This window comes from Myxococcus sp. CA056 (genome assembly GCF_013336715.1).
Taxonomy (GTDB): Bacteria; Myxococcota; Myxococcia; order Myxococcales; family Myxococcaceae; genus Myxococcus; species Myxococcus llanfairpwllgwyngyllgogerychwyrndrobwllllantysiliogogogochensis.
Genome location: NZ_JABUMT010000001.1, coordinates 1,823,049 through 1,834,398, shown reverse-complemented (window position 1 = coordinate 1,834,398; position 11,350 = coordinate 1,823,049). Strand labels below are relative to the sequence as shown.

Sequence of the window (11,350 nt, the reverse complement as noted above, 5' to 3'; positions counted from 1 at the left end):
CCATTCTTTACGGCGTTCCCCACCGAGCCCCGTCGCGCCGGAGCAGCCGCGCTGGCACGGCCCAGGCGTCTTCACCGCACATCGTCGTGGCATACTCCGGAGCAGGCCGACTCTGACCCGCGGCTCGCTGGCTCGACTGAAAGGACGCGCCCATGCGACTCCGCGCCTGCGCCACGCTTCTGCTCTTCCTCTCGGCGTGCGCTACGTCGGCACCGAGCCCAAGGGAGCAAGTGCCCTTGAACCCAAGGGTCGCCAACCTCCAGAGAGCAGCGACGCTGCCGTGGGCGGATGGCGGGCGCTGCGTGGTGCGGGAGGCATCCAACGAATGGGCCGTGCTTGTGGAGAGGTGCTATCAGGCGCTCGACCATCAGCGGGTCCAGTTTCGCGATGTCACGGGAAGATGCTCTGTCGCCTCCGCGGGGGCCGCGACCTTGGGTTTAGGAGTCTGCATCCTGATAGCACCCGAGATAGTCGTTGGAGCCGTGATTGTCGCTGGAACAGTCGTGGTGGCAGTCGCCATCAAAGAGGAGTTGGCTGCATATCGGAGGGCATCTCGTGAGGGTGCGCAGCCCGAGACCCAAACGCGGCCATCCCATGAGCAGGAGCGTTTGACGCACCGAAAGCCCGAGCCAGCAGGGCAGGACTGGTTCCCGCCGGCGCCGACCGATCCACTGGACCGAGAACGCCATCCGGAGTGCAGGCCCGTCCCTGTGTCGCACGCGGGCGAGGATGCTCCGCATAACGAGTGCGCCGACACGTTTCCGCCTAACCGCTATCCCGGCAATGACGTGCTCGTTGGCGGCAAGCGCTTTGATGCGCTTCAAGTCGGCGCGCGTGTGCTGTAGGAGATCAAGACCCATCAGTTTGACACGTACAGTGACTTCCTCCGGGATCGGGTCGTCGAAGATCAGTTGGAAGAACTCCAGGAGGACCGCGACATCGCAGCGGCCTGTGGATATAGCTTCGTCGTTGGGGTGAGTAGTGCCGCGCACAAAGATGCGCTGCTGCGACAGGACTCCAGCCTCAGAATCGTCGTCACGGGATGCAAACGATGACCACGCGAAAGCGCCTCGATATGACCGTCTACGCGCCTACACTCGCGGAGCACGACGGCCGCACACTCGCTGTCGTCCGTGGCATGGAACGGGCGCTGCCCGGTTTGCGCCTGGAGTGGGAAGTGAGCAAAGGAGGGCGCCCCATCGAGCTACCACAACGCGAGGCCTGGCTCGCTGAGGCGGCAACACGCGGAAAGTTCCCACTGCTATGCAACGGCGAAGAGAGCTACCCAGTAACCATTTCTGGGATGCGACGCTCCGCGAGCGCAAGCCCTGGCGGCCAGCAACAGCTCCAAGTCCATGCGAAGTTGCCACTGGATGCGGCCATCATCACGGCAGCGGCGGAGCTGCTGGAGGGCATGGCGGAAGGCGCACGCGCGTTCTGGGGGCATGCGACGCCGGACAGCGCCGCGCTGGACATTGCGTATCAGACAGCACCCACGCTGGAAGGGCCGCCGTCCCCACGCAGGGGGCTGCCCGCCCTGAAGCTCTTCGAGCACATCCGCTCGCCTGAGATTCCCTATTACCTCGGCTGGCTGAACTACTGGTCGGATGCTGCCGCGGAAGCCATCGGGTTCCCCGACCCTGCCCGCGACACGGACCTGCTCTCACGGGCGCGGCGCACGGCAACGGGTGGATGGATTGTGCCGCTCACCGAAGCGCCGCTCGAGCTCGACAACCCCGCCCACCTGGACGCGCTCTTACGGGCCTACGAGCGCTTCCCGAAGATCGGCGGTCGCTCAACGCCTTGACGCCTCAGCGCGGGCCTCAGCAGACACCTCTCCCCTCAGATGGCCAACATCTGACATTGTCAGGGCCAACACCTCGCACCTCGTTTTGAGTGGCCTCACACGCCGGCACTAGGCTCCGTGGCAAGACCGATGACCGTGAGAGAGACAACGAGGGGGGAACGAAGTCCACGAGTCAAAGACTCGCTGATTTCGACCCAGGTCAATGACTTCATCATCGAGGAGCGCATCGGCGAGGGAGGCATGGGCGTCGTCTATCGCGCCGTCCACCCCCTGATTGGCAAACAAGTCGCCATCAAGGTCCTCCGCGCCGAGCACGTCACCCAGCAACAGGTGGAACGTCTGCTCATCGAGGCACGCGCCGTCAATTCCATCCGCCACCCGGGCATCATCGACATCTTCGGGTTCGGACGCCTGCCCGACTCGCGGCCCTACATCATCATGGAGCTGCTGCGCGGCCAGTCCCTCTCCGAATCCCTCAAGCAACTCGGACGCCTGGACCCCAACACCACCGCCTGGATTCTCGACCAGATTCTCTCGGCGCTCGGAGCCGCTCACAAGGCGGGCGTGGTGCACCGGGACATGAAGCCCGGCAACGTGTTCCTCGCGGAGATGCTCGACGGCTCGCGCGCCGTCAGGCTCGTCGACTTCGGCATCGCCAAGCTGGTGCGCAGCCACGACGGCCCCACCACCGTGGACGGCACCATCCTCGGAACGCCCGAGTACATGGCCCCCGAGCAGATTCGCGGAACCACCGTCACTTCCGCGACCGACCTCTATGCCGTCGGCATCATGGCCTTCCAGATGCTGACCGGCGAACGCCCCTTCAAGGGCGAACAGCTCCAGGTCCTCTTCGCTCACGTCGAGCAACCACCCCCACTCCCCTCCTCACTCGTCCCCGGCATCGCGCCCGAGTTCGACACCCTCGTCCTTCATCTGCTCGCCAAGGACCCGGCCCTGCGCCCCGAGTCCGCCGAGGCCGTGCAACAGGCGCTGAAGCGGATTCCGCCCACCGTCGTCCCTCCGGTCGGCCCCGGAACGACCGCGACCGTTCAACCCATCGGCCGTGAAGGTGGGACGAAATCCACCTGGTCCCAGGTGAAGCTCCCCCACCCCACGACACGACGCGGACGTGTCTGGCTGGCCGCCGGCGCCGCGCTCCTCTCCAGCGTCGCGACGGCAACCTTCCTGCTCTCACCCTGGGGGCCCGGACGCACGGGGACAACACCCGTCCCGACCACCGTCACCGCGGCGGAGGCGCCCCGTCAGAATCCTCCGGAGCGCGCGCCCGCTCCTGCTCCGCCGCCGCCCACGCAAGAAGCCTCCGCGCAGCCTCTCGCGATCAACGCCCCGGCGCTCCCAACGAAAGGCGCGACTCCAAACCTCCCCGAGCCCGGCTCCGAGGGAAGCACACAGCCCTCCAACTCGGCGGCGCACGAGGCTGCATCCACGCCCGCTGTCTCCGACGCGGACGCCTCCACGGCCACCCCGGCCGTCCACAAGGCCGCGACCGACCCCAAGCAGCAGCCATCGCGACCCACGCCGAGGCACCCAGCGGCCTTCCTGCCACGCGGCGAGAAGGCGCCCCCGGACCCCAAGCTGGTCCAGCGCGTCTACAACCTCGAGGAGCGCTACTTGAAGCAGACCTCGGGCCGCGCCCCTTCGGAGGAGTTCGAGAAGGAGCTCAAGCACCTCCACACACGCGCACTCAAGGCGACGACCCGGGCCGAGAGCACACAGGTCAGCGCGTCAATCTCCACGCTGACGCAGCACCTGCGCGCGCTCCAGGCCCCCAAGGTCGCCACCGCGCCGCCGTCGTCAGCGGACACGCATCCCGAGCCCACGCCACCGCCTCCTTCCGTGGTGCCCCTGCGCGCGCCGGGCCCTCACGTGCTGGCGATGCTTTCGACTCCAGCCCTGACGCCCAGCGATGACCGGCTGGCGCGGCGCTTCGTCCAGTTCAAGGCGATGTACCTGGAGCGCGCGTCCAAGCATGAGTACCCCCGGGTCATCGAGGAGTCGCTCGTCCGCATCCATGACCTCGCGATGAAGGAGACAACCGCCACCGAGCGCATGGACATCCACCGCGCGCTCGATGCCTGGAAGGAAGTCCTGGACCACGCCACGCCGAAGTGAGCGGAGCAGCGCTCAGACGCTCATCGACTGCATCATCTCCGAGGGCTTCATCATCGGCATGTTCGAGGAGAACGCCGGCTCCATGCTGTTCGCGGACTGCGTCCGGCCCATCATCTTCTCCATGTCAGGCTGGCGCTGCCCGTCCTCGAAGGTCGACTGCGACTTCTCGTTGGCCTTGGGCTGCTCCTTGCCAAATGGCCGAGGCTGCCCCGCCCGCTCCGCCGCGTCGTTCGCCTTCTTCTTCGCCTCATCCGCGCGACGCGCGGACTCGGACGCCTTCGCGGAAGCGGACTCGAGCTTCTTCTGCGCGTTGGCCAGCTTCACCAGGGCGGTCTGCTCGTCCGCCTGCGCCTCCGCGAGCGCCTTCGCCGAGGACTCCTGCTGCTTCGGCGTCTGCCCCGGCGCATTCGCCTTCATCTCCGCTTCCACCCGCCTCTTCGAAGCCTCGTCGAGCGCCTTCTCCGCGGCCTCGGCCTGCTTGCGCGCGTTCTTCTCCGCCTCCTTCGCCGCCTTCGCCGCCCGAACCTCCGCCTCCGCCTTCTTGCGCGCATCATCCGCGCGCTGCGCGTCATCCGCCTTCGGGCCCTGCTGGCGCATCGTCGAACGGCCATCCACCTTGGTCAGCGAATTCACGGGTCACTTCCTTCCAAGTGCGATGAGGGACAGACACCCCTTCTTCGCCAGAAGCGCCCACACGGTTACATCGGGAATTACTTTTCCGGGGCCCGACACACATCCGGGCCCCCGTCCCCCACGTCACGGCAGGCTCAGCTTGAGCCCGTAGGGGATGGTCCTGTCCTTCACGCCACCAGGGTCCACCTTTACCTGGTCATCCCGAACCAGCGTGGCCGAGTCCGAGCCGTCGAACGACACCGCGTCATCCACCCCCAGCTTCACCAGCGAGTCGCGAATCTCCGCGAGCGTCTTGCCCGGCTTCGACCCGTCGTCCTGCGCGACGACATACGTGGTGCCCGTGTCCCGGTCGTAACCGACGACGACCTTTCCACTGTTCGCACCCCGCTCGTTCTGGTCCTTGAAGCCCTCGTTGTTCCGCTGCGTCAGGTCGGACGCATACGCCCCCGGGTCTCCCGTGCGCGGCGCCGACGAGGACGTCCCGGCCTTGTACTGATTCCCGTCGCCATACGGCGTGTTGTTGATGATGAGCGGCACCGCCCCACCAAACGCCACCTTCGAATCCGCCGGCGGATCTCCCTGCCCGAACTTCAGGCCACTCGACGTCCACGCCGCATAGAACCGGTCCGGTGACGACTCACCCCCCAGCACCTTCCCGTTCTCAATCACCTTCCCCACCGGACTGCTCCCGGAGAAAGGGACGTCATAGAAGCTGGTGTTGATGATGGTGTCGCTGCCTGGCTGGCGCCCCTCCTCCTGCGCCAGCTTGGAGAAGGGCTTCGCCGCCTCCGGCCTCGCCCAGCTCCCCAACACGTTGTCGACGATGCTGCCCCCATGCTCGACAACGGATGGCGTGGCGTTCTTCATCGCCACCACGTGGAGGCCATCGGCCTCGAACTCCACCGGCTGTCTTGGATTCGCGTTGATGCGCTCCGTCACCGCCGCGGACAGCCGCTTCCCGTCCGCCTCCGTCGTCGGAAGCTTCAGCTCCTGCGTCCGCGCCGAGTTCTGGGCCTCGCGCAGCAACACGTCCGACGTGGCCGCCGAGCGGCGCAACGTGATGTCCCCGTTGCCCGGCAACGCGTAGCCGTCCGTCTTCTCGCCGGGTAGCTCCGGATAGGACGCGTCGTCCACCACGTTCACCTGGACACCGCGCGCATCCAGGTCCGCGAGCGCCTTCTGGCCCTCCGGCGTGGCGCTCAACTCCTGCCGCAGTCGGTCAACAGACGACTTGTTCGCCTCGTCCTTCAACCGCTGCGTCGTCGCGGTGTGTTCGGCGCGAAGCTCCTGGCGCAGGCCCCCTGGAACGTCCCTCAAGTCCAGGCCCTTCTTCACGTGCGCGTCGTAGCGGTCCCACGCCTCCTTCTCCGGCGTGCTCACGTCCGCGACCATCATCGACTGGAGTTCGGGAGACAGCTTCGCCTTGTCCAACTCCGTGGCGCGCTCGGGTGAGCCGGGCGGCGTGTCGAAGATGCGCTTCGCATCCGTCGCCGACACCGTCCCCGCCTCCGTGTATTGCGGCTGCGCCTTCTTGTACGCGTCCAACGACTCGTACGACTGGTTCGTCGTCGGGTCCAACACCTGCTCGCCCTGGCGCACCACCACGTGCCCCGTCTGGCCCTCCGTCCCCGGCCGCTGGTCCTTCAGGAAGACCATCTCCGAGCGCGCGAGCAACTCCGGCGACGCCTTGTCCACCCAGTCCGCCGCCGTATCCAGGCAGTTGACCTTGCCGTCCTTCGCGTCCTCCGTGAGCAGCGACGACGCCTCCGAGCTCCCCGGGGGCGCAGGCACATGGCCCAGCAGCTTGTCGCGCAGCACGTTGCGCGAGGCGTCCTCGAAGCTCGACACACTGCTCCGCACCGGATTGGACGTGGCGCCCGAGAGGCGCTGCGCGTCATACGGAGGCGGCAGGCCCTGGACACCCGCCTGCGTGTTCGCCTCACGCATCGCGCCCTGCGCACGCTGGGCGGAGCGCGCGGCATGCTCCTCCGCGGCCCGCTGCGACTCCTCGGCCCGAGCCGTCCGCTGCGCGGCGAGCTTCTCCGCCCGCTGCGCCTCCACGGCCTCCTTCCTGGAGTCCTTCGCCTCTGTCGGAGTCTGCCCCGGCGCCTCGGCCTGGGACTTCGCCTTCGCCGCCTCCGCGCGCGCCTTCTCCTGCGCGCGACGAGCGGCCTCCGCGGCACGACGCGACTCCTCGGCGGCACGACGCGCGGCCTCCGCCGCCTTCCTCGCCGCCTCCGCGCGACGCCGAGCCTCTTCCGCACGCCGGGCCGCATCCGCCTCGGCGGTCCCCGTCGACGACGTCGTCGGTGAGCCACCTCGAATCGCTGCCGTGCCCCCCATGCGTCACTTCCTTCCGGAAAGTCGAAGCCCGTCTCCTCATTTTCGATTCGGTGATTTCGGGGTTTCCCAGCGCACGCTGAACCCAGCGCGTCTGTTCCCCGCTCGACACCTCCAGGGGTTGCCGCAGGACATTGGTGGGTGTCCGCTCGGGGGTTTCCACGGGGTCGTGACACGCCTCATGAGCAGACGAGCGCAAGCGACCCGGGGGAACCGCGTAGGGTTCGTGTGACGCGGCATTTCACGCGAGTCCCTCCAGGAACCCCTTCCATGAACCCAAGACCTTCGTCCCGCCTCCTCACCGTGGCCCTCTCGGGCCTCACGGCCCTGGGCCTCCTCACCGCCGCGGACACCCGCAAGCCCGCGACGCAGTGGCTGGCCCGGCCCACCGAGGCCGCCCGCATCGCTCGCGTGGAGCAGGGCCTGCCCGCGGTAACCCTCCCTGGCGAGGCGCCACGTCAGCTCTCGCTGCCTCAGTGGATGGAGCTGTATGGCATCCCTGGCGTGAGCATCGCCGTGTTCGACCAGGGCTCGCTCATCTGGGCCAAGGGCTATGGCGTGAAGCAGGTGGGCGGCACCGACGCCGTCACCGTCGACACGCTCTTCCAGGCCGCGTCCATCAGCAAGCCCGTGGCGGCGCTCGCCGCGATGCACCACGCGGAGAAGCGCAAGTGGTCGCTCGACGCGGACATCAACGACACGCTCGTCTCCTGGAAGCTGCCCGACAACGAGTTCACCAAGGAGCAGAAGGTGACGCTGCGCCGGCTGCTCTCGCACAGCGCGGGGACGACGGTGAGCGGCTTCCCCGGCTACTCGGTCACCGGGCCCGTGCCCACGACCCAGCAGGTGCTCGATGGCGAGAAGCCCGCGAACACGTCCGCCGTGCGCGTGGACACCGTGCCCGGCACGCTGACGCGCTACAGCGGCGGAGGCACCACCATCGTCCAGCAGATGCTGGTGGATCAGCTCAAGAAGCCCTTCCCCCAAATCATGAAGGAGACCGTGCTCGCGCCGCTCGGCATGAAGCACAGCACCTACGAGCAGCCGCTGCCCAAGCACCTGGCGCCCATGGCGGCCAGCGGCACGTACTCCGGGGGCAAGAGCGTCGAGGGCCGCTGGCATGTCTACCCGGAGATGGCCCCCGCCGGACTGTGGACGACGCCGTCGGACCTCGCCCGCGTCGCGCTGGAGATGTCCAAGGCGACGAAGGGGCAGTCCCGCCGCGTGGTGTCCCAGGCGATGGCGAAGCAGATGCTCACCCGCCAGTCGGAGAGGTTCGGCATCGGCTTCGAGCGTCCCGCGGACCAGGACTGGTTCGGCCATGGTGGCTCGAACGAGGGTTTCCGCTGCTTCCTCATGGCCTTCGAGTCGGGCAGCGGCGTGGCCATCATGACCAACTCAGATGCGGGCTCGCGCCTCTTCGAGCCCATCATCGCGAGCGTCATGGCCGAGTACGGCTGGAAGGGCTACACGCTCGCTCCCGACAATGCCTTCACCACGGTGGACCTGCTGACGCGATTGAAGGGCGCCGAGGCCGCCATCACCTGGTTCAAGGGCCGCAAGAGCGCCACCCCACCCGAGGACAAGCAGCTGTCCCCCGCCGTCCTCAACGACATCGCCTACTCGCTCCTGCGCTCGGGCAAGGTCCCCGACGCCGTGAAGATGTTCGAGGCCAACGTCGAGCTCTACCCGCAGGACTCCAACGCCCACGACAGCCTGGGTGAGGGCTACGCCGAGGCCGGGCGGAAGGACGAGGCCATCTTCCGCTACAAGAAGTCGCTGGAGCTGGACCCCAAGAACACCAACGCCGTGATGATGCTGGAGAAGCTCGGCGCGGCCTCGAAGTAGCGAGTCTCCCCTGGGGAGGATTGTTTCCCGCGTGGAAACAGTCCTCTGCCTGGCGCCCCATTTTTCGCGGACGCGCAGGTCTCTACTGTTCCTCTTGTCAGCAACGCACACCGCGGCAGACGCGGTGAACCCAAGAGGGAGTACGCCATGAGCGCCACCGTCCAGAAGACCCAGACCCAGCCCGACACCATCGTCCTCGTCCACGGCATGTGGATGACGCCCCGCAGCTGGCAGGGGTGGATTGACCGCTTCACGAAGGCCGGCTACCGCGTCATCGCCCCGTCGTGGCCCGGCCTGGAGGTCGGCGTGGAAGCGCTCCAGAAGGACCCGACGCCGCTGGAGAACCTGCGCGTGAAGCAGATTGTCGACCACTACGAGCGCATCATCCGCGCGCTGCCCACCCCGCCCATCCTCATGGGCCACTCCTACGGCGGCGCCTTCGTGCAGATGCTGCTGGACAGGGGCGTGGGCGCCGCGGGCGTCGCCATCCACTCCGCGCCGGTGAAGGGCGTTTACACGCTGCCGTTCACCACCATCAAGTCGACCGCGTCCACGCTGCTCAACCCCGCCAATGTGAACCGCCCCGCGCCGATGACGCCCGAGCAGTTCCACTACGCCTTCACCAACACGCTGACGCAGGAGGAGTCGGACGAGGTGTACCGCACGCAGTACGTGCCGGGCTCGGGCCGCGCGCTGTTCCAGGGCGCCCTCGCCAACCTGACGCCGCGCTCCGAAGTCACCGTGAATCTGAAGAACGACGAGCGCGCGCCGCTGCTGTTCCTCTCGGGTGACTCGGACATCATCCTCCCGGCGAAAATCCAGCGGGAGAACGTGAAGCGCTACGCGAAGTCGAAGGCGGTGACGGAGTACGTGGAGCTCAAGGGCCGCTCGCACTACACCGTGGCGCAGCCGGGCTGGGAGGCCGTCGCGGACCTCGCCCTCAACTGGGCCACCGAGCACGCCACCGTCCGGAGCTGAGTCGTTGTTTCGATATCGCGGAACTGGGGAGGCTCAGGACGACGCGAAGAGCGTGTCCCAGTCCGGGCCACCCAGTCGGGACACGAGCGCCTCCATGTTCGCGCGAGTCGTCTCGGCCAGCACGTAGTCGAACCTGAAGCCACAGGCTCCGAAGTCACAGGGCTCCAGGTCCTGGATTCGAGTCGAGCATCCTCGAGACCCGGTGCAGGTCGACTGGCGCGCGGGACAGAGCGCTCGCTTCGACAGCACCGCCATCCGGAGGAAGGTCTTGAAGTCCTCGGGTGAGCGGAACACCTGACGGGCCTCGACGCCCGACCCTCCGACTCCGGGTGGATGGAAGCCCGCGCCACTCGTCGTGCCGAGCGTGACGAGCACGGACTCCGCCGTCAGCCGCAGTGTCCTTGGCGGAGACGACGGGGGTGTCTTGAAGACACACCGCAGGCCCGACTTCATCGGAGCCGTCTCGTCCTCCACGACCTCCAGATGAGCCAGCGCGTTGCCTTGTGCCGTGAAGTCCTGCGTCTCCGTCCCGTTTGCATCTTCCAAGCGCAGACACCGCTCCTGTGCTTCGAGCCTCGCCTTGAACGCCTCGAAGACTGACACCGCCTGTCGCTTCCGGTGCTCGGCCACCCGCGCAACGTCGGTCCGTGACTGGGGCTCCGTCACCGACGCGTCCGCATCGTTCAGCGCGGGCCCCGCCTGAGACGTCCTCGTCGTGGTGTCCTTCTCGAGGAAGCCCACTCGAATCACCTCGTCTGTTTCCTGGTCGTGTGCCGCCTGCGCGGACTTCAACAACTCAGCGATGAGGTGACGCCTTCTCACGGGTATCGCGTCCTCGGAGAGCCGCAGCACGGGCGACGCCGCCGCGTCTTCCTGGCGCGGTGCGACCCGGTTGGACTGGCTCTTCTTCTCGGGAGGCGCATCGTCAGAGCGTCTCGGTGCGGGAGAGGACTCCGCTCCCTCCTCGTGCGGTGCGATTCGGAAGTGCGCGTTGTAGAGCCCCGGCGCTATCGCGCTCAGGTGAAGGGACTTCGTTCCCCGCGCGGCCTCCTCCGGTGAGTGGCCCGTCTCCGTGGTGAGGGGGAACATCGCCACGCGCCAGTGCTTGCACTTCGGACAGGACACATCCACGCCCGGAAATGGCCAGTCCCTTGGTGGCGCATGCACGCGGTCCTCCAGCACCGCGTCCACATACGCCTGCGCGTCCTCCAGGTTCGCCTCGCGCAAGCCCTCCGCATCGAGCAGGGGCCGCTCCGCATCCACGAGCAGCGCCGGGTCATAGAGCACGAGCAGCAGGTCCTCGAACCCCGGGGCCACGCCGCGCTCCCGACGCAGTCCCACGAGCTGAAGCGCCAGGGGCGTCGTCCGCGAGAACTCCAGCGCCTCGTCACCCTTCAAGTGGAACCGTCGGTTCCCCGGGTCCGCCTTCCCCTGCCTGCGCAGGCTCGCACTCACGTACTGCCGCAGCAGTCCCACCGCGCAGTCCGTACACTGCGCTTCTCTCAGCGTCGCGTGGTGCGCCTCTCGCTCCGGCGCCGTCGCCACCGCGACCTTCTTCGGAGATTCCGCTTCCGCCCCGCCCCGCCTCTTCGCCGCCTTCGCCGTCATGCC

The 11,350-nt window shown here is 67.6% G+C and carries 7 protein-coding genes and 1 pseudogene; 5 read left to right on the top strand and 3 right to left on the bottom strand.

Going from position 1 to position 11,350, the window contains the following annotated elements; translation table 11 throughout:
* Window positions 1-152: 152 nt before the first annotated feature.
* The 3 genes and pseudogenes from HUA76_RS45175 (at window position 153) to HUA76_RS07485 (ending at window position 3,940) form a co-directional block, all read left to right on the top strand.
* Window positions 153-1,055, top strand: a pseudogene (locus tag HUA76_RS45175) (DUF6310 domain-containing protein).
* Entirely contained in the window at window positions 1,052-1,807 is a 756-nt protein-coding gene (locus tag HUA76_RS07490) for a DUF5953 family protein (RefSeq protein ID WP_174460470.1), read from the top strand. The pseudogene HUA76_RS45175 and the gene HUA76_RS07490 overlap by 4 nt, the downstream one beginning before the upstream one ends.
* 135 nt (window positions 1,808-1,942) lie before the next feature.
* Window positions 1,943-3,940: a serine/threonine-protein kinase gene (locus HUA76_RS07485; RefSeq protein ID WP_174460398.1), complete on the top strand. Its 1,998-nt coding sequence runs from the start codon at window positions 1,943-1,945 to the stop codon at window positions 3,938-3,940.
* Between the two features lie 12 nt (window positions 3,941-3,952).
* Here HUA76_RS07485 and HUA76_RS07480 read toward each other — a convergent pair whose 3' ends face one another.
* Window positions 3,953-4,573, bottom strand: a complete 621-nt coding sequence (locus tag HUA76_RS07480; RefSeq protein WP_141642489.1) for a hypothetical protein — start codon at window positions 4,571-4,573, stop codon at window positions 3,953-3,955.
* Between the two features lie 123 nt (window positions 4,574-4,696).
* Window positions 4,697-6,916, bottom strand: coding sequence for a phosphodiester glycosidase family protein (locus tag HUA76_RS07475; protein ID WP_174460397.1), 2,220 nt, complete (start codon window positions 6,914-6,916; stop codon window positions 4,697-4,699).
* Between the two features lie 267 nt (window positions 6,917-7,183).
* On the opposite strand from HUA76_RS07475, the gene HUA76_RS07470 reads away from it, so the two are divergent.
* Both HUA76_RS07470 and HUA76_RS07465 read left to right on the top strand, forming a co-directional pair.
* A complete protein-coding gene (locus HUA76_RS07470; protein ID WP_174460396.1) occupies window positions 7,184-8,761 on the top strand; it encodes a serine hydrolase in 1,578 nt (525 codons plus the stop codon).
* A 147-nt stretch (window positions 8,762-8,908) separates the two neighbouring features.
* Window positions 8,909-9,739 carry an alpha/beta hydrolase gene (locus tag HUA76_RS07465; RefSeq protein WP_174460395.1) on the top strand — a complete coding sequence of 277 codons (831 nt, stop codon included), beginning with the start codon at window positions 8,909-8,911 and terminating at the stop codon, window positions 9,737-9,739.
* Between the two features lie 33 nt (window positions 9,740-9,772).
* Here the strand turns inward: HUA76_RS07465 and HUA76_RS07460 are convergent, their stop codons facing one another.
* Window positions 9,773-11,347, bottom strand: a complete 1,575-nt coding sequence (locus tag HUA76_RS07460; RefSeq protein ID WP_174460394.1) for a hypothetical protein — start codon at window positions 11,345-11,347, stop codon at window positions 9,773-9,775.
* Window positions 11,348-11,350: the final 3 nt, after the last annotated feature.